The 19,411-nt window shown below is 35.6% G+C and carries 16 protein-coding genes; 13 read left to right on the top strand and 3 right to left on the bottom strand.

Going from position 1 to position 19,411, the window contains the following annotated elements:
* Positions 1-18: 18 nt before the first annotated feature.
* Complete coding sequence (locus J2S10_RS19540; RefSeq protein ID WP_307411121.1) at positions 19-3,687, bottom strand: Ig-like domain-containing protein; 3,669 nt, start codon at positions 3,685-3,687, stop codon at positions 19-21.
* A 451-nt stretch (positions 3,688-4,138) separates the two neighbouring features.
* Positions 4,139-4,942: an SGNH/GDSL hydrolase family protein gene (locus J2S10_RS19535; protein ID WP_307411118.1), complete on the bottom strand. Its 804-nt coding sequence runs from the start codon at positions 4,940-4,942 to the stop codon at positions 4,139-4,141.
* A 382-nt stretch (positions 4,943-5,324) separates the two neighbouring features.
* On the opposite strand from J2S10_RS19535, the gene J2S10_RS19530 reads away from it, so the two are divergent.
* Positions 5,325-5,480, top strand: a complete 156-nt coding sequence (locus J2S10_RS19530) for a hypothetical protein (protein ID WP_307411115.1) — start codon at positions 5,325-5,327, stop codon at positions 5,478-5,480.
* A 243-nt stretch (positions 5,481-5,723) separates the two neighbouring features.
* On the opposite strand, the gene J2S10_RS19525 is transcribed toward J2S10_RS19530, so the two are convergent.
* The gene (locus tag J2S10_RS19525; protein WP_307411113.1) at positions 5,724-6,782 is read right to left on the bottom strand and encodes a sensor histidine kinase; all 1,059 of its coding nucleotides are present in this window, start codon (positions 6,780-6,782) and stop codon (positions 5,724-5,726) included.
* A gap of 971 nt (positions 6,783-7,753) precedes the next feature.
* On the opposite strand from J2S10_RS19525, the gene J2S10_RS19520 reads away from it, so the two are divergent.
* The 12 genes from J2S10_RS19520 (at position 7,754) to J2S10_RS19465 (ending at position 19,394) form a co-directional block, all read left to right on the top strand.
* Positions 7,754-8,215 (top strand): replication protein, encoded by a 462-nt coding sequence (locus J2S10_RS19520; RefSeq protein WP_307411109.1) that lies wholly within the window; start codon positions 7,754-7,756, stop codon positions 8,213-8,215.
* A 723-nt stretch (positions 8,216-8,938) separates the two neighbouring features.
* On the top strand, positions 8,939-9,688 hold the full coding sequence (locus J2S10_RS19515) for a YveK family protein (RefSeq protein ID WP_307411107.1): 750 nt from the start codon (positions 8,939-8,941) through the stop codon (positions 9,686-9,688).
* A 49-nt stretch (positions 9,689-9,737) separates the two neighbouring features.
* On the top strand, positions 9,738-10,382 hold the full coding sequence (locus J2S10_RS19510; RefSeq protein WP_307411841.1) for a CpsD/CapB family tyrosine-protein kinase: 645 nt from the start codon (positions 9,738-9,740) through the stop codon (positions 10,380-10,382).
* Between the two features lie 99 nt (positions 10,383-10,481).
* Positions 10,482-11,243, top strand: coding sequence for a tyrosine-protein phosphatase (locus J2S10_RS19505; protein ID WP_307411104.1), 762 nt, complete (start codon positions 10,482-10,484; stop codon positions 11,241-11,243).
* 340 nt (positions 11,244-11,583) lie between these two features.
* Entirely contained in the window at positions 11,584-13,407 is a 1,824-nt protein-coding gene (locus J2S10_RS19500; RefSeq protein ID WP_307411101.1) for a polysaccharide biosynthesis protein, read from the top strand.
* A gap of 76 nt (positions 13,408-13,483) precedes the next feature.
* Positions 13,484-14,365: a UTP--glucose-1-phosphate uridylyltransferase GalU gene (galU, locus tag J2S10_RS19495; protein ID WP_307411100.1), complete on the top strand. Its 882-nt coding sequence runs from the start codon at positions 13,484-13,486 to the stop codon at positions 14,363-14,365.
* A gap of 37 nt (positions 14,366-14,402) precedes the next feature.
* Entirely contained in the window at positions 14,403-15,071 is a 669-nt protein-coding gene (locus J2S10_RS19490; protein ID WP_307411097.1) for a sugar transferase, read from the top strand.
* Entirely contained in the window at positions 15,072-16,025 is a 954-nt protein-coding gene (locus tag J2S10_RS19485; protein WP_307411094.1) for a glycosyltransferase family 2 protein, read from the top strand.
* Between the two features lie 59 nt (positions 16,026-16,084).
* Complete coding sequence (locus J2S10_RS19480) at positions 16,085-16,981, top strand: LicD family protein (protein ID WP_307411090.1); 897 nt, start codon at positions 16,085-16,087, stop codon at positions 16,979-16,981.
* Positions 16,982-16,999: 18 nt separating this feature from the next.
* Entirely contained in the window at positions 17,000-17,725 is a 726-nt protein-coding gene (locus J2S10_RS19475; RefSeq protein WP_307411087.1) for an IspD/TarI family cytidylyltransferase, read from the top strand.
* A 47-nt stretch (positions 17,726-17,772) separates the two neighbouring features.
* On the top strand, positions 17,773-18,888 hold the full coding sequence (locus tag J2S10_RS19470) for an NAD-dependent epimerase/dehydratase family protein (RefSeq protein WP_307411085.1): 1,116 nt from the start codon (positions 17,773-17,775) through the stop codon (positions 18,886-18,888).
* 2 nt (positions 18,889-18,890) lie between these two features.
* Entirely contained in the window at positions 18,891-19,394 is a 504-nt protein-coding gene (locus tag J2S10_RS19465; RefSeq protein ID WP_307411082.1) for a serine acetyltransferase, read from the top strand.
* Positions 19,395-19,411: the final 17 nt, after the last annotated feature.

The following is a 19,411-nucleotide window of genomic DNA, read 5'->3' as shown; positions in this document are numbered from 1 at the left end:
GAGCAAAGGGAGTTTCCTTTATTTTAAAATACCATTCTTATCAAACGTGTAATATTTACCTGCAATCTTCACACGCCCGGTTTGCATCGCACCGCCGCTATTGAAGTAATACCAGTGAGTACCACTCTTCATCCAGCCGGAAACCATGGCCCCGCTGGTAGTAAAGAAGTACCAGGTAGCTCCGCTCTTCATCCAGCCGGTGACCATAGCGCCGCCACTATTGAAGAAATACCAAGTGGTACCGACTTTTTGCCAACCAGTCACCATCGAACCATTGCTGTTGAGGAAATACCAGGTCTTGCTGCTTTTCACCCAACCGGTTTGCCTTGCTCCCGTGTTATCGGAGAAATACCAGGTCGAACCTACTTTGTACCAGCCGGTTTTCTTCGCAAACGTAGTCGGATCATAGTAATACCATTTTCCGTTCTCATTCACCCAGCCTGAAAGCTTAGCTTTATCCACGCTAATAATGGCAGCCTCACTTACATTTCCGGCAGGATCGGTAACAGTGACAGTTAACTGTACCGCCGCTTTTTGAACAGGGATGGTAACTTTGTACGTACCGTCAGCTCCAACCGTCGCACTGCCAATGACAGAACCATTTGCTTTTACGTCCACTTTAGCACCCGATTCAGCTTGGCCTGTTACCGTTGTATCGTGATCTGTCACAGCATTCACGACAGGTTTACCGGGCGGGGTGCCATCTTTCACCGTGACAGTCGTACCTTCACTAACATTTCCAGCTTTATCCTTTGCGGTGAAAATTAATACAGTCTCCGCTTTTTGTAACGGGATTGTCAACGCAAATTTCCCATCTGCTCCAGCCGCACCTGAGCCAATAATAGAGCCATTTGCTTTTACTTCAACAGTAGCATCCGCCTCAGCTTGTCCGGTGATGGAAGAATCCTTATCCGTCACGACATTGACGATAGGTTTTTCAGGAGCGGTAGCGTCTTTCACCGTAACCGTGTTCGCTTCACTAATATTTCCGGCTTTGTCAGCTGCAGTAATCCTTAATTCTGTCCCTGCCTGTTGAACAGGAATCGTCACTGCAAAGTTACCGTCAGCACCGGCAACACCCGTACCAATAACAGAGCCTTTTGATGAAACTTCGACCGTTGAACTGATTTCAGCTTGACCGGAAATGGAAGAATCCTTATCCGTCACTTCATTTACAAAAGGCTTATCAGGAGCAGTCGCATCTTTAACCACAACGGTGCTAGCTTCACTAACATTACCCGCTTTGTCAGTAGCAGTAACCTTTAACGCAGCCCCTGCTTTTTGCAGAGGAATCGCGACTGTAAACGTACTGTCCGTTCCATCCGTCCCGGTTCCGATCACCGTTCCATCTGCCGCCTTAACCTGAACCGATGCCCCGGACTCTGCCTGACCCGAGAGAATAGTATCCTTATCAGTTACATCGTTTACCACCGGTTTATCAGGTGCCGTAATATCCTTAACAATCATTTCCTTAGACGTAACAAGTTCATTTTCTGTATTACTAACCTCAAATTTCAATGAATCATTTTCTTTAAGGTTAGTAACTGGAATGTTAAAATGACCATTTTCGTCTGTTGTTCCGTTACCGATATTCCGATCATTTTCAAAAATCCTCACAGACATATTCGGCTGTGTTTTACCTGAAATTGATGTGGAATCTTTTGTAAAATCATCAATGTAAATTTCTGAAACTGTATAAGTATAATAATGAGTAAATCCGTATAAATCGGTTACTTTCACTTGTAAAGAATTACTAGTGCCAACGTTAAAACCAGTCACCCTAAAAGTCCCGTTGCTCTTTAGTGGGACACTCTGACCATTGAGTTCTATACTAACAAACGGAAGCGTTGCCCCGCTTAAATTCACCTTGCCTTCTTTGCTAACAAGCGGTGTATCATAGAGTTTAAAAGGAACGTCGGATAAAATACGGTTAGTAGCTATTAAACTGGAAATAGAGTTAGAACCGGATATGACTGCTTGGCCATTTCCAGGCGTATAGTAACCAAAGTAGACACTATTTGAAATAAGGCTCCCGCTTAAACGGAATCCTCCATAACTTCTAAAACCGCCAAGTACATAAACATTCCCGTTGATTGTCACATTATTGCTGACTGTTAAAATCGCACCAGGAGCAATGTAGACATCTGAATTAATTGTCCGATTGGACCATGATTCGCTAGAAGTAACGATATAATTGTCTAAAGGGTCGATTGATTTAATAACACTAAAATCACCAACACTTAAATCAGTATCAATCGCTTTAACAAAGGATGAATTTCCATTCGTATCGTTAACTTCGACTGAGTCGACTTTCCAGCTGCCAACTTCGGTGTTTTTCTCAATAGGAAGCTTCCCAACAAATTTAGAACCATTATATATAAGTGGAACGGCAATTTTTACCTTGCTGACCGGTGATAGGTAATAAATCGTAGCACTTTGTAAATTCGTATCATCAGTAGCATCTACTGTAAAATTAACCTGATCTCCCGACTCTACCACTTTTTTATCGATTGATAGTTTAGTGAAAGAAGGAGGATTACTCTCTGTGAAAACCGAAAATTGACCGGAAGCCAATTGATTCAGTGAATCGCTATAATCTGCAACAGTGGTATTATTACTGGATGTATCATCAATGGAAACAAAATACACCTTGTAATCGCCTGCTTCAAAAGTAGATGGAATCGAAATTATACCTTCGTAAGAATTTGTTTGAGCATTAAAGTTCATAGGAACATAGAAACTCTTCTTCGTTATCGGAGACTTGTAAAAGACCCTAACGATTTGGATTCCCACATCGTCAGTGGCCTTAACACTAACCTTAACAGTATCACCAGTAGTGGCATTAGTTTTATCGACACTTATGTTTTGGAATACAGGTTTTGTAACGTCCGCTCCACTGGTACCACTCACGGTGAACTGACCGGAAGCCAATTGATTCAAGGAATCGCTGTAATCAGCAACAGTGGTATTATTACCAGACGTATCATCAATGGAAACAAAATACACCTTGTAATCGCCTGTTTCAAAATTGGATGGGATCGATAGGATACCTTCGTAAGAATTTGTTTGAGCATTAAAGTTCATAGGAACATAGAAACTCTTCTTCGTTATCGGAGACTTGTAAAAAACCCTAACGATTTGGATTCCCACATCGTCAGTGGCCTTAACACTAACCTTAACAGTATCACCAGTAGTGGCAATAGTTTTATCGACACTTATGTTTTGGAATACAGGTTTTGTAACGTCCGCTCCACTGGTACCACTCACGGTGAACTGACCGGAAGCCAATTGATTCAAAGAATCGCTGTAATCAGCAACAGTGGTATTATTACCAGACGTATCATCAATGGAAACAAAATACACCTTGTAATCGCCTGCTTCAAAATTGGATGGGATCGATAGGATACCTTCGTAAGAATTTGTTTGAGCATTAAAGTTCATAGGAACATAGAAACTCTTCTTGGTTATCGGGCTCTTGTAAAAAACCCTAACGATTTGGATTCCCACATCGTCAGTCGCATGAACACTTATTTTGACGGAATCTCCTACAGTATCTTGAGTTTTATCCACACTGATACTTTCAAATACCGGTTTTGTCACATCAGCGGCAGCAAATGTTTTGCTAAGCGGAACAGTGCTAATGATTAAAAGCAATGCTGTTAATAATGAAACAACCTTTTTCAACATTCTCCCTCTTTCCCCTTCATCTAGATAACTAGTAAAATAAAAACATAATATACTAATTTTACCACAAATATAATGAAGTGATATAAATTACCTATTGAAATTTTCCTATAATACCTCAAATCTCGACACAGTATATCCATTGGAAGAAGAAAATAATAGTAATTCATAGATAGTGAAGAAGGCCTAAGAAAAGGGGTTAATAGAGAATGAAATCACTGCTAACAAAATAATGGATGAATGAAAAGCATATATGAAACATAGGAGGGCTAATTATTTATATATATTTTATTTATTGAAATGAATATAGTTTAGGCTGTCGAGAAGGATTCGGCGGCCTTTTGAGCTGCCCTCACACTTCAAAGCATATCTTATCGGGAGAACCCAATATCCCTCTGGATAAAAAATTACAATTTATGCATATAAAAATAAGCAAACTCTTTTGAGAGTCCGCTTATTCGCTAATCAAGTATTTAACTAAGTAGTCACTCCACACCTGGTTCCCTTTTTCGCTAGGAGCACTTTGGTCAGGAAGTAGATAGTCCTTAAATTTTTCGGAATTGGTATCAGGCCATGCTGACCAATGATCCAGATAAGCAATATGATTGTTCGCAGCATATTTTTTAAGCTCAGCTACCTGCAGCGGATAAAATTTCGCTTTATATAAAGGAAAGGATGGCTGAAGGATAAAAGAGGTTTCAGGTTTTTTCGCTTTAATAGCTTCCATCATTTTCGAAACATCTTTTAATGAATCATCAATTTTAACTTTTCCGTTATTCACTAAGATAAAGGGCTCCAATACAATTAGATCGGCATCTTCAGCAGCTACTTCCTCTTGTTTATTGCTTGTAACAAATTGGGAAGAAGTGGAGTCATAGATTTTGAGCACAACTTGGATTGTATTCTTCCCGAATGCTGCAATAAGCTTTTCTTTCACGTTCTGATATGTACCGGCTGTTTCTGAGCCAATTGCTGGTGAGCCAACAAATAGAATTTTATAGGACTTTTTCACTTTAAGAGCTTGTTGGAATTGCTCTACTGCCTTAGGTGGCCAATTTTTTGTTAAAGTGATCAGTTTGGTAGCATTCATTTCATTATCGGTATTCTTCTCGGTTTCAGTAGTAGGATTGACTAGGGTAGTAGATGGAACGCTTGTATTTTTTGCCGAAGCAGCAATTTTCTTGTTCCAATTGGAATGACCTAGAAAAAGGACAATAATGCAGATGATTCCTAATAAAATAGTAAAAAAATTCCTCATGTTCAACCCCCATAATGTTATGCTCTCTCATTATAACAAAAACTTTTGAAAGTTTATTCCAATTTTGATATTTTTCTACAAAAATTTACAAACTGGGTATTTTTTCTTTTAAATTAGTCCCAACATGCTTAAGGTTATTCTTTTATGGATTCAGGTAGTTCTATTGTTGCATGATTCCTTGACTTATCTCTCTTTGGTGATCGAATGAGGAAATTTGATCGATACAAAAATTCGACCTAGCATTCTACAATATATATGTGTATAAGTCATTGTTCAACAAAATTCCCTAAAATCACCTAAATTGTAATTGATAAAAATTTACAAATAAGTTATTTTCTATTAATCTTGTTAATAGAGTCAAGAATAAGGAGGCTTGTTGAAGATGGAAGGAGAGGAAAAGAAGAATAACTCGAATAAAGGCGATTTCTCAGAGATTATAAAAAAGGCCTATGAAAAGGGCTTAAAAGAGAATGAAATCACTGTTGATAAGTTAATTAAGGAATTGAAAGCTGATTTGAAACATATGATAATTAGCTAATTAAATATATATATTTAATGGAACATAGTTTAGGCTGTCGGGAATAATTCGGCAGCCTTTTTGCAACGCGTTCTATTTCATTGGCTTAAAGATCACTCATTCTCAAGAGAGTACAGACGTGAAGGAAACAAACTTGTACTAGCCTAAGAAATGGCAGTCACCTTGGTTATTCGCGAACAGGAACATTTGATTCTTCTAATTGCAAGATAAATAATGAAAATGACTTAAGATTTTTTTCTTAAGTCATTTTTTGCCTTTTATTTTGTTAGGTAAAGTAACGACAAATGTAGTTACATTATTTTCACTGGTAACATGAGTCCGACCCTTGTGCAATTCCACAAATCTCTTGACAACAGCTAACCCCAATCCAGTGCCAACATAATCTTTTTGTACAGCCTTTGCTCGATAAGAATGTTCAAAGATCTTATCAATTTCATCCTCCGGTATTTCCACGCCCCTATTTCTTACCGTAATTTGAATAGTTGTTTCGTCTGCAGTCAATTTCGTATAAATATGTTTTGGTTCAAACGAATACTTCACAGCATTCTCTATAAGAGAGTCCACTATTTCAAGGATATGATCATACGGAATAAATGTGGTGATTCCCTCTTGTATGTTCTGCTCAAAGATAACATTTTCGTTATCCGCCCGTTTTCTATCCATGTAATCAATCATATTACGTGACAAATCATAATGCTCCGCATCTTCTGTTGGTATTTCTTCTAATCTTGACAATGAAATAATCTTATTTGTCATAGAAGCGATGCGCTCAACTTCCTTTTCCATAATGTCGAGCCGCTCTTGTACTTTTTTTTCATTTTTAAATCCGAACATGCGGAAATAATCAATGGATTGCCGTATAGACGTTAACGGTGTCCGTATTTGATGCGTAATTTCACGAGCGCTTTGCTGTTGAGATAATACCGCTTGTTCAGAACGCTCTAATATTACATTCACTTCATCTGCTAAAAGATTTAAATAAGGATTCCTATTTGGAATATAAGGAATTCTTTCATTAAAATTATTTTTGTTTACATGTACTAACCTTTTTAATGCAGTATTTAATGGTACATATATATCTCTCATAGCATAAAACGCCGTCAAAAAGGAAGATATATAAATCATTAAAAGTGCAGAGCCTGTTGTATATACAATTGTTTTTAAACCCAGTAAAAATGCATATTCAATATTGGTATACGTATGAATTTCTCCACGAAATTCAGGATAATCCAAGGGCTTCCATATATGCATGAGATAAAGGTTGTTTTCGTTTACAAGTTCAACCTCTTTTCCTTCAAACATGTTATGACTTATTAGAAACATATAGGTGATTTTAGTGAGTACGTGAAAGAATAGATAGGGTGAGTTGCTGTAAGATCCGCAGTAGAGATTGTTGTTTCACTTCCGTGATAATGAAGTTTGTCTTTATTGGTATATTTTGAAATCATTTGTGTGTCACGAAGAACAAGTTAAACCCAATTCATGCATCGCTCTGATGAGTTAAGTAAAGATATTTATTTATCTCCTGAATTAAAAAAAGATATAGGACCGCTTGGATTGCATTCATGAAGATACTATACAGGAGGTTGAAACAAGTAGTGAATTACCTTCTATATTAAAACCAGAAGAAACAGGTTTTCCTTTTTAATCTGTTGGTGGCGGTTGGCGCCGCCTCCCTTTTTGAGTGCTATATATAACAAATAACCCTAAATTTAATGTTAGTGTAGTAGGTCTGGGGTGACAATGAGTGCTCGCAACTCAGTCATTACTAAAAATCCGCAGCGGTACATAACGGGGGGGCAGCTTGTTCGATGGTCATGGGGTGAACAAGCAAAATAGGCTGGATTGGGAAACCTACTCATACATATTGTGGTGACGGAAGATAGACGCAGGTGACTCCCATCAATGAGAGTAGAAGGTGCGCAAGCTGAAGGTTTACAACTTCGTGCAAGGGTGAAAGGCCCCTGCCCACATTTATTTGCATAATGTTAGTTATGTATCATATGTTTCACTAAATGTAAAAAATTTCTTAAGAGCATTGATTATGCATTTTTAACGTGGTATGATTCTTTAGTCTGATATAGCAATGCAAAATTAATAAAACTATTATTTATTACTGATTCTAGATCGCAGGAACTTTTTTTCTTAAATTTAAAGCATGCAGGAATCGATGTAAAACCGATGCTGGAGAAAATAAAAGAGTTAGGGATCTAATTTTTTTACCCAAAGTTACCATTTTGGGAACTTCTAAAATTAGTCAAAGGGGTATTACTATGACTTGGGCAAGACGAACATTCAATGCTTACAAAAAAGTTGTCGCTAAGCGTTACAAAAATCGGAATGAAGACATAGTGGTTCAAGGGTTGATTATTCGTGGTGAATCTTTAAAAAGAGATTTCACAAAACGTCAATTAAAGTTACTCCTTCTAATTAATATGCTTAGCCATGTATTCGGGAAAGAGTCTGCAGTGATACCGCAACTTTCCGATTTTCAAATATCTGGTGTCAGCAAAACCAAGGTGAAAGAGGAATTAGAAAAGCTCGTTACTATGAATGTCATTGAAATTAATGATACTCGATACAGCATCAAAGACCCTGCTGAATGGGATGTTCCTTATCACAAGAGTTATTACGATCTAAGAGCACGAGAGGTATTTATGCTGAATCTTTTAGATACAGGTGTAAGTCTTGAAGAGATTAAACGAGAAATTGCATCAATGGAAGAAAAAAACTAATTTTTTTTGCTCGAAGTTACCATTTTGGGAACTCATGATTTTTGTTTCCTAAAAGAACCTAAATGAATTGGTGATACATCAATTTCTTAGGGATTTAGGTTCTTTTAGAAAGTGAAAAACTTCAAAAAAAAACAAGACCTATAAGCTAAGTCTCATTTTTATGAAAGAACCTAAAGAAATGGCGGCAACCATTTCACTTAGGGTTTAGGTTTCTTTTATTCGCAAGGTTTTATTGTGTTGGCATAATTCTTACAATCCTGTCAGTAAACATTCACCAAATAGTAAGTGGTGACTCTCCAATTATCATGGTTTAATAAGTTGTGTTGCAACAATAACAACTAATAAAAGGGTATCTGCAAAATAAATGGGCCTTTTTACTCTCTGGTAAAACATTTCACAATATCCAATATCGTATATATTAGGATTAATAACAATCTAAGTTGGACCGGAAATTTAGGCCAGTTATTTTGTGTGAATTTACAACTGAAATAGAAAGCACTGGTTGGTAATTATTTTGAAAATTGTCATTAAGCAGAAATTCTTTAATAAATTAAAACGGTAAAACGTAAAAAATTCCATCTAAAAATTTCTCTTCAAATTTCTTACAAAAAAGTGTTTAATAGATTAGGTGAGATTAATTTACAAAATCAAACAAAAAGCGCTACAGATTATGATATAATTCACTTTGTTTTTATTTCTATTTACAAAATTCGGGAGGGCCTCATGGAAGAAACAATCAGTTTACAAGAGTTACTGCAAACAATGCGGAAACGAATAAGTTTAATTTTAAGTATCACTTTCATTGCAGTATTAATGAGTGGCGTAGTTAGCTATTTTTTCTTAACTCCAGTTTATCAAGCATCGACACAACTACTCGTAAATCAATCCAAAAAAGATCAGACTGCGGTTAATTACAATGATGTACAGACAAACCTCCAATTAATTAATACATACAATGTCATTATAAAAAGTCCGGCTATTCTTGAGTTGGTTATCAAAGACTTAAATTTGAATATGACAGCTGCACAGCTTACTCAAAAAATTACTGTACAGAATGAAAAGGATTCCCAAGTAGTGAATTTATCAGTCCAAGATACAAGTGCGGCTAAAGCAGCGAAAATTGCCAATGAAACAGCAAACGTTTTTAAAGATCAAATTGCGAAAATTATGAGTGTCGATAATGTTAGTATACTTGCAAAAGCTGATGTTACTGAAAATCCTAAACCAATCAAGCCGAGACCATTATTAAATGTAGCAATTGCTTTAGTAGTTGGTTTAATGGCTGGAGTAGGGTTAGCATTTTTACTAGAATACTTTGATACTACTGTTAAAAACGAACAGGAAATTGAAAAACTACTTGGCTTACCGGTGCTCGGCGTTATCGCTAAGATGGATGAATCACAACTAAAACAAAGCAAGGGAAAACATGCAGAACGAAATGTAAGGGTAAGAGGTGAGTCAATTGGTTCTTAAAAAGAATAACAAGAAAAGTAAAGTTTCTAATAGAAGAACTCTTATTACGATGTTGGATTCTAAATCCCCGATATCAGAACAATACCGAACCATTCGAACCAATATTCAATTTTCAACTGTTGATCATGATATAAAGTCATTAATGGTAACATCTGCAGGCCCAGGAGAAGGGAAATCAACAACAGTTGCTAATTTGGCTGTTGCTTTTGCACAACAAGGAAAAAAAGTATTACTCGTTGATGCGGATTTGAGAAAACCGACTGTCCACTATACATTTAATCAAACCAACACATTTGGTTTGACAAGTGTTTTAACAAAACAATTAACACTAGAAAAGGCCATTTCAGAGACGGATGAAAAGAATTTATTTATCTTACCGAGTGGTCCAATTCCTCCAAATCCAGCTGAGCTCATGGGTTCAAAATCGATGGATTTATTCTTCGAAAACGCAAAAGAATTTTTCGATATGATTCTATTTGATACTCCGCCAATATTAGTGGTTACCGATGGACAGGTCTTAGCCAATAAATGTGATGGGACTATCCTAGTCGTTTCTAGTGAAACAACTGAGAAAGAGCAAATGGTTAAAGCAAAAGAACATCTCGACTCAGCGCAAGGTAAATTACTGGGTGTTGTCTTAAATAATAAAAAAATACAAAACACAGATTATTATTATTATTACGGTGCAAAATAACAGAATTCGACAAATTACACCCTTTTACACATCTATTAAAAGTGATAGACTAATAAGGGTTTGTTGAAATGACAATTTTTAGGGGAGGGAGTGGGGCGAATGGTTGATATCCATTGTCATATATTGCCGGGAATTGACGACGGAGCAAAGAATGTCGATGACAGCATCAACATGGCAAAACAAGCAGAAAAAGAAGGAATCCACACGATCATTGCCACTCCTCATTTCAATAGTCAATATGATAATCGTAGACTATTAATTCTAGATAAGGTTGAAGAGTTAAATCGGGTTTTGCAAAAAGAAAAAATCAACGTAAAAATTCTTGCAGGACAAGAACCAAGAATTTACGGTGAAATAATTGAAGACTTCGAAGCGAATCAAATTCAAACATTAAATGATAGTCAGTATTTATTTATTGAATTTCCATCAAGCAATGTTCCAAGGTATACAGACAAACTTCTTTATGATATTCAAGTAAAGGGACTTACACCGATTATTGTTCACCCAGAGAGAAATGCTGAACTGATGGAGAGACCTGAAACTTTGTATCGTTTTGTTGAAAAGGGTGCTCTTACACAAGTAACAGCGTCAAGCCTTTGTGGGTATTTTGGAAAAAAAATAAAAAACTTCTCTATACAATTAGTGGAAGCAAATCTAACACACTTTATTGCTTCGGATGCTCATAATGTCAGCAGTCGCTCCTTTAAAATGGAGGAGGCCTTCGATTTGATTGATACTAAGTTTGGAAATGATCAGGTCTATTTATTTAAGGAAAATGCCGAACTTTTAATTGAGGGGCAAAATGTAATAAGGGAAATACCAGAGCAAATTAAAAAGAAACGATTCTTTAAAATCTTCTAACCTAGTAAACTGATAGGTTTTAAAGGAATTCAAATAAAAATCTATTTTCAGGTGATAAATACCTGATCGGCGAGGCTTCCCTGTCCGTTATCCATGGGGGCACTCGATCATACTGTGGGAGGGAAGATATTTCTTCTCATCCTTAGACGCATGTCGTCAAAAGCATGATGTGAGGCAGGGTTAGATGCCCGATTACTACTAAAATTAATAAATATCTAATGAAAGAACAAGTGTCATGACACGTGAGTTTCCATTAGGTATTTATTTTTTTTGCCCAGATGCTTTAGTGAATGAATGTGTTTTGAAAAACAAAATAGAGAGAAAAAGGGGGAATGATGAAATGGCGTACAAAACACGGTTGGTTATATTAGCTCTTTTAGACTCCATATTGGTCTTATTGTCTTATTACCTTAGTTATAATCCATTACATCCTTTGGTAAAAATACCAACTGATCAATTTTTGATCATAAGTGTCCTTACAATAGTTGTTAGCCATCATATTTTTGCAAGCTATTATCATCTTTATAACAAAGCATGGGAATATGCAAGTATTGGAGAGTTAATTGCCATTGTGAAAGCAGTTACCCTATCCGTACTTACCACTACGATTGTTCAATACATAATTCATGTAGAGGTTTATTTGAGAATTGTAATCACTACTTGGATGCTTTATATATTAACGGTTGGCGGATCGAGATTTATTTGGAGAATGATTAGGGATACCTATATTAAGAAGGAAACATCGAAAAAGCGAACACTCATTATAGGAGCGGGATCTGCAGGGTTAATGGTTGCCCGACAATTATTGAAAAATGTGGATGCGGAGTTAAAACCGGTCGCTTTTATCGATGATGACCCCAAAAAATACAAGCTGCAATATTTAGATATTCCGATGTTTGGGAATACAAATCAAATTCAAGATGCGGTTTCGAGTCTAAAGATAGAGAATATCGTCATCGCGATCCCTTCGCTCAAGCGAGCTGAACTGAACCGTATTTTTGATGAATGCGCAAAAACAAAGGTGAAAACGCAAATCATCCCGATGTTAGAGGATTTAATGACGGGTAAGGTTTCAGTCAATCAATTCCGTGAGGTTGAGGTTGAGGATCTACTTGGAAGAGAACCGGTAGAGTTAAATATTGAAAGCATATCAGAATATGTAACTGGAAAAACAGTTTTAGTTACGGGTGCAGGCGGTTCGATTGGTTCTGAAATATGCAGGCAAATATGTAAGTTTAATCCCAGCAAAATTGTCTTAGTTGGACATGGTGAAAACAGTATTTATCAAATTGATATGGAGCTTCGTAACAAGTATCAAAAAATGATTGAGATTGTTCCTGTTATTGGTGATATTCAAGATCGAACGAGAATGTTTGAAGTGATGGAATATCATAGGCCTTTTGTTGTATATCATGCGGCGGCACATAAACATGTTCCGTTGATGGAATATAATCCGAGAGAAGCAGTTAAAAACAATATTTTTGGTACGAAAAATATTGCGGAAGCAGCTGACACCTACGGCGTTAGTACTTTTGTGATGATATCTTCGGATAAAGCGGTGAATCCTCCTAATGTAATGGGTGCAACAAAGCGGTTTGCCGAAATGATTATTCAGAGCCTAGCTCAAAATAGTAACACAAAATTTGTAGCCGTTCGGTTTGGAAACGTACTTGGAAGCCGCGGAAGTGTTATTCCGCTATTTAAAAAACAAATACAGGCTGGCGGGCCAGTAACGGTTACACATCCTGATATGACACGTTATTTTATGACCATACCAGAGGCATCCAGACTAGTTATCCAATCGGGTGCATTAGCACGTGGCGGAGAGATTTTTGTATTGGATATGGGTGAGCCAGTGAAAATTGTTGATTTAGCTAAAAATTTAATTAAACTGTCAGGCTACACAATAGAAGAAATCGGTATTCACTTTGCTGGAATTCGTCCAGGTGAGAAGATGTATGAAGAGCTTCTTAACGAGAATGAGATACATCCTGAAAGTATTTTTCCGAAAATTCATATTGGTAAAGCAAATTTAATCAACTCTGAAGTATTAAGTTATTTAACAAATCAACTTTTAAACATGCCTGAAGAGGAAATGCATGACACATTAATAGAAGTTGCTAACAATAAATTTGATACTTCTTCAATGTTTGTCACTAATTAAGTTTATTGTGCTTATAAATAATGTTCGATAAATAATAATCAAATTTTGGCTGTTAAAAAACTAAGGTGGATTAAAAATGAAAAAAGTACGGAAAGCGATTATTCCTGCTGCAGGACTTGGAACTAGATTCCTTCCTGCAACAAAAGCAATGCCTAAAGAGATGTTGCCAATTGTTGATAAACCTACAATACAATATATAGTTGAAGAAGCTATAGCTTCTGGAATTGAAGATATCATTATTGTAACTGGGAAAGGTAAGCGTGCAATTGAAGATCATTTCGATTTTGCTCCGGAACTTGAGCAGAATCTAATTGAAAAAGGGAAGTTAGATTTGTTGGATAAAGTTCAATACTCTACCAACCTCGCAGATATTCATTATATTCGTCAAAAGGAACCAAAAGGGTTAGGACATGCAGTTTGGTGTGCCCGGAATTTTATTGGGGATGAGCCATTTGCTGTACTCCTAGGTGATGACATAGTCCAAAGTGAAACACCATGTCTTAGACAACTTATTAATATCTATAAAGAAACTCTTTCTTCTGTTATTGGAGTTCAAACGGTTCCAAATGAAGAGACACATCGTTATGGCATTATTGATCCAGCATCACAGGATGGTCGACGGTATCAGGTGCAAAATTTGGTTGAAAAGCCTTTGCAAGGATGTGCTCCATCAAATCTTGCAATAATGGGCAGATATATATTAACGCCAGAAATATTTATGTTTTTAGAGCAGCAAGAAACTGGTGCTGGTGGAGAGATTCAATTGACGGATGCGATTCAGAAGTTGAATCAAATTCAAAGAGTGTTTGCTTATGATTTTGAAGGTAAGAGGTATGATGTCGGTGAAAAGGTTGGGTTTGTGAAGACTACTATTGAGTTTGCGTTACAAGAACCATCATTAAGGGAAGATCTTCTTCATTATATGAAAGAAATAATAGACGCTCGAAAGGTCAAATAACAAATTCAGCTTTTTATTAACTGAGGTGGAAATAAAAGTGATTTATAAAACATATGTAAAAAAAATGATAGACTTTATCCTTTCGATAGTAGGATTAATAGTACTCTCACCTGTCTTCCTATTATTAATAATATGCATCAAGATTGATTCAAAAGGTCCTATACTATTTAAACAACGCCGTATAGGTAAAGATAAATCAGAATTTTATATTCTTAAATTTAGAACAATGAAAATTGATACACCCAAAGATACACCTACCCACCTTTTGAAAAATCCCGAAAACTATATTACCAGAGTGGGAAAGTTTATGCGAAAAACTAGCTTGGATGAACTTCCCCAAATATTAAACATCATTAAAGGTGAAATGAGTATTATTGGTCCAAGGCCTGCGCTTTGGAATCAGTATGATTTAATAGCTGAAAGAGATAAGTATTGTGCAAATAATATTTATCCAGGACTTACTGGCTGGGCACAGATTAATGGCAGAGATGAGTTACCTATTGAGGTGAAGGCGAATCTGGATGGGGAGTACGTTGAAAAAATGAGTTTTGGATTGGATATTAAATGTTTTTTGAGAACGATAATTAGTGTACTTAAGAAAGATGGCGTTGTTGAGGGTGGTACAGGAGCATTCAAATCTCAAGTGGTCGCTACAACGGAAGAGTCATTTTCAACCGAGTCAAAAAATAGGGGGATTATAGGATAAATGGCAATGATGAATGTTAGCTTAAAAAGCCCTAAAGATTTAGATGGTGGTAATACAGTGGGTGCATTACCACTAGTTAGTGTAGTAGTTGCAACCTACCAAAGGGATTCTGCTTTGGAAAAAGCTCTTCTTTCACTCATGAGACAAACATATGAACCCATCGAGATTGTTGTGATTGATGATAATGCAGAAATGAAATGGAATCAAAAGGTTGATGATATTATTTGCAATATTAATAAAAAATTCCACCGACAAATTGTTTATATCAAAAACGAAGTTAATAAGGGTTCTGCGGAAACAAGAAATATTGGTATTAAAACAGCTTCAGGAAAATATATTACTTTTCTTGATGATGATGATATATATCTAGCTAATAAAATAGAAGAACAAATTATTCCTATGATTAAATCAAATTCTGACTATTCAATAACAGATTTGAAGTTATACAACGAGGCTGGAAAGTTAATAGATACTCGCCGTAGAGAATATGTAAGGAGTACTGAAAAAGAAGATTTAATTCGTTATCATATCATGTACCACATTACGGGTACTGATACGATGATGTTTAAGAAAAGCTATCTAATAAAAATAGGTGGTTTTCCTAAAATTGACATTGGAGACGAATTTTATTTAATGGAACGCGCAATCATGGCTGGTGGCAAGTTCTTATATTTAAACCATTGTAATGTGAAGGCGTATGTTCATTCAACTACAGATGGTTTATCAAGCGGCGACACTAAGATAAGTGGTGAGAATCAACTGTATCAGTATAAGAAGACTTTTTTTGATAGATTAACGAAAGCAGACATTCGATATATAAAAGCAAGGCATTATGCAGTTCTAGCATTTGCGGAGTTAAGAAGAAAGAAAAAGACAAGATTCGTTAAATACAGTTTGTTCGCATTTTTATCTGGACCTGTCAGTTGTGCAAAGGTAGTAAAAAATATGAGATAATTTTCCGTAAATGGGATATTTAATAGGTGATAATACTTTTAATTACAGAAAGGAATAAAATGAAAAGTAATAATGATAACATGCGAGATATTGCACGTATGACGAACATTTTATATGAATTAAGTGAAGAAGAAAGGCAACAATTAAAACAAGTATTGTTGGAAATATATCAAGATATTCTTGATTTCTGTAACAAGGAAAAACTGTGTGTCATGTTGGGTGGTGGAAGTGCTTTAGGTGCAGTTCGACATGGAGGATTTATTCCTTGGGATGATGACCTGGATTTAATGATGCCCCGTAAAGATTATGATTACTTTTTTAAAGAGTTCCCAAAGAATTATGGAGATAAATATACCTTATATGTTCCGCAAAAGGGGCATAAAATGAGTAATTTGTTTGGAAAAGTCATTAAAAAAAATACGGAATTAGTTGAGTTGCAGAAAATCACAAGTGATTTTGATAAAGGAATTTATATTGATATTTTCCCTATTGAATACGCTCCAAATAACAGTATAGCGCAAAAAGTTAAAGGAACTTTATCAATAATATTTGGTCTAGCTGCAGTATCAATATTTGGATATCAATTTAGAAATTCTTTGACAGATGAATATATGAAAAAAAATAACCGCGCTTATTTTATTCATAAGGTACGGTTATTTCTTGGAATGTTGTTTTCCTTTAGGTCCTATGAATATTGGTATATAAAATTTGATAAATTTGTAAGAACAAAAAGGACAACAAATTATATAACTGTTCCGACTGGTAGGAAGCGTTATCTGGGAGAGTTATACAAAAAAGAGGTATTTTTTCCAGTTGAACCTGTTGAGTTTGAAGGTAAAGAAGCCTATATTCCAGGAGATTATAATAAATATCTTATTGGCCTTTATGGCGACTATATGAAAATTCCACCTGTTGAAAAGAGGGAAAGACACTATTTTATTAGCTTTAAAATATAGTGGAAAGAGGATAATAAAATGAATACAGCACTTATATTTGCCGGTGGAGCCGGTACAAGAATGAATAGTAAAACAAAACCTAAGCAATTCTTAGAGCTGAATGGTAAAGCCATTATTATTCATACTCTAGAGTATTTTGAAAGACATGATGAAATAGATAATATTATTGTTGTATGTATTGAAGGCTGGATTGACTACCTGAAGGAATTAATCAGAAGAGACTTTATTACTAAAGTAAAATGGATCGTTCCCGGTGGAGCAACAGGACAAGAATCAATTTATAACGGATTAAAGACAATTTTTGCTGATTGTGATACCCCTGAAGACTCTATTGTCCTAATTCATGATGGTGTACGTCCTTTAATTAATGAACGGCTCATTTCTGATAATATAGCCAGTGTTAAGAAATACGGATCTGCTATAACGGTCGTCCCACAAACTGAGACAGTTGTTTCTGTAAATGAAGAAGATAATATTACTAGTATTGGTGAAAGGATTATTTCCAGAATAGCTCGTGCGCCACAAAGCTTTTATTTGGAAGATATCATGCAGGTTCATAATCGAGCAATAAAGGATAATAAATTAAATATGATTGATTCATCCTCATTGATGATGCAATATGGTCATACGCTTCATGCAGTGGAAGGACCTATAGAAAATATTAAAATCACCACACCTTCTGATTTCTACATTTTCAGAGCAATATTTGAAGCTAGAGAAAACTTACAGATTTTAGGTATCTAAGTATATATAAGTGCGTAAATAAGGCCTATGGACAGAGGAGGAGAACAATGGAGTATATTGAATGTCCGAATGATGGTGTTCTACAAGAAGATTTAAATTATATAGCAAACAGCAATATTCCATTAGAACAGTTAAAGGATCGTACTATTTTAGTCACTGGAGCAACTGGACTGATTGGTTCGCAGATTATTAAAGCTTTATTATGCTGTAATAGATTGAAGAAGACTAATATTAAAATCATTGCTCTCGCAAGAAGTAAAAAAAAAGTTCAGGAAATGTTTGGTGGCTTACTAAATAAAGAAAAGCTTACCTTTTATTTTGCGGATATAGTTGAGCCAATTACCAATGATTCTCCTATTATCAATGAATCAATTGACTACATTATTCACGGTGCTAGTATTACGAATTCAAAGTTTTTCATAGAACATCCAGTAGAGACAATCAATATTTCGTTAAAGGGTACAGCAAACATACTTGAACTCGCCAAAGATAAAAAAGTAAAAAGTATGGTTTACCTTTCTTCTATGGAAGCCTTTGGCGTGACTGATTCAAATTTGGAATATGTAAAAGAAGAAGATTTGGGGTATATTGACATCTTAAATGTTAGAAGCTGCTACTCAGAAGGAAAGAGAATGTCAGAATGTTTATGTGCATCTTACGCAAGCGAGTATGATGTTCCGGTTAAAATTGCAAGATTGGCTCAAACATTTGGTGCAGGTATCTCTTATACAGAAGACAGAGTTTTTGCTCAGTTTGCCAAGAGTGTGATAAATAAAACTGACATTGTTTTGCATACAGAAGGAAAATCATTTGGTAATTACTGTTATACACGGGATACGGTAATTGCGTTATTAATTTTATTAGTTAAGGGAAATCAGGGTGAGGCATACACGGTTTCTAACGAAGAATCTAATACTACAATCCGGAATATGGCACAAATGGTAGCAGAAGAAATTGCAGATGGGAAGATTAAAGTTGTCTTTGATATTCCAAAAGAAAAGAAAACCTTAGGATATGCACCTGATGTAAAGATGCATCTTAGTTCAATGAAAATGCAAGCACTAGGTTGGAAGCCAGAGATTGGGCTTAAAGAGGCATACTTTAGAATGATTAGAAGTATGGAGAATACAAAATTAGAATTAACAAATGAGGACAAGAATTAGAAATGAATTTCAGAAAAATATTACAGAATTATACTCGCTGCTATAACCACAAAAAATATTGGAAAAGGAGATTCGCGATATATAATCCCAATATTTCGAGGATAAAGAAAGCTTTTTACCTTTACTACATTAAAAGAACCGAAGGTAAGCAAGGAGCCTATCTTGGTACAAAAACAGAAAATGGGAAATGTAATTTTAAAGATTCGCCAATCCTGCCTCATGGATTAATTGGCATCGTAATTTCTGCACAATCTATTATCGGATCTAATTGCCAAATAGGACATCAAGTAACTATAGGCAGGAGTAAAGGACAATCCCCTACAATCGGAGACAATTGTTTTATTGGACCTGGTGCAAAAATATTTGGAGGTGTTCATATTGGGAACAATGTAAGAATTGGTGCAAATTGCATTGTGTGTACTGATATTCCTGATAATGCAACAGTAGTGTTGGACAAGCCGAGAATTATAATAAAAGAAGAAAACTATAAATATAGCATATTGTAAGAAGTAGAAATTAATTT

The organism is Neobacillus ginsengisoli (genome assembly GCF_030813055.1).
Note: the sequence above shows the minus strand (reverse complement) of the source record. Positions and strands in the feature narration are given on the sequence as shown.

What these genes read in the sequence shown, in the direction of transcription:
- J2S10_RS19540 (WP_307411121.1), bottom strand. Translation starts at nt 3,687, where the DNA reads ATGTTGAAAAAGGTTGTTTCATTATTAACAGCATTGCTTTTAATCATT.
- J2S10_RS19475 (WP_307411087.1), top strand. Translation starts at nt 17,000, where the DNA reads ATGAATACAGCACTTATATTTGCCGGTGGAGCCGGTACAAGAATGAAT.
- J2S10_RS19515 (WP_307411107.1), top strand. Translation starts at nt 8,939, where the DNA reads ATGGAAGAAACAATCAGTTTACAAGAGTTACTGCAAACAATGCGGAAA.
- J2S10_RS19520 (WP_307411109.1), top strand. Translation starts at nt 7,754, where the DNA reads ATGACTTGGGCAAGACGAACATTCAATGCTTACAAAAAAGTTGTCGCT.
- J2S10_RS19510 (WP_307411841.1), top strand. Translation starts at nt 9,738, where the DNA reads ATGTTGGATTCTAAATCCCCGATATCAGAACAATACCGAACCATTCGA.
- J2S10_RS19535 (WP_307411118.1), bottom strand. Translation starts at nt 4,942, where the DNA reads ATGAGGAATTTTTTTACTATTTTATTAGGAATCATCTGCATTATTGTC.
- J2S10_RS19505 (WP_307411104.1), top strand. Translation starts at nt 10,482, where the DNA reads ATGGTTGATATCCATTGTCATATATTGCCGGGAATTGACGACGGAGCA.
- J2S10_RS19525 (WP_307411113.1), bottom strand. Translation starts at nt 6,782, where the DNA reads ATGTTTGAAGGAAAAGAGGTTGAACTTGTAAACGAAAACAACCTTTAT.
- galU (WP_307411100.1), top strand. Translation starts at nt 13,484, where the DNA reads ATGAAAAAAGTACGGAAAGCGATTATTCCTGCTGCAGGACTTGGAACT.
- J2S10_RS19485 (WP_307411094.1), top strand. Translation starts at nt 15,072, where the DNA reads ATGGCAATGATGAATGTTAGCTTAAAAAGCCCTAAAGATTTAGATGGT.
- J2S10_RS19500 (WP_307411101.1), top strand. Translation starts at nt 11,584, where the DNA reads ATGGCGTACAAAACACGGTTGGTTATATTAGCTCTTTTAGACTCCATA.
- J2S10_RS19465 (WP_307411082.1), top strand. Translation starts at nt 18,891, where the DNA reads ATGAATTTCAGAAAAATATTACAGAATTATACTCGCTGCTATAACCAC.
- J2S10_RS19530 (WP_307411115.1), top strand. Translation starts at nt 5,325, where the DNA reads ATGGAAGGAGAGGAAAAGAAGAATAACTCGAATAAAGGCGATTTCTCA.
- J2S10_RS19470 (WP_307411085.1), top strand. Translation starts at nt 17,773, where the DNA reads ATGGAGTATATTGAATGTCCGAATGATGGTGTTCTACAAGAAGATTTA.
- J2S10_RS19480 (WP_307411090.1), top strand. Translation starts at nt 16,085, where the DNA reads ATGAAAAGTAATAATGATAACATGCGAGATATTGCACGTATGACGAAC.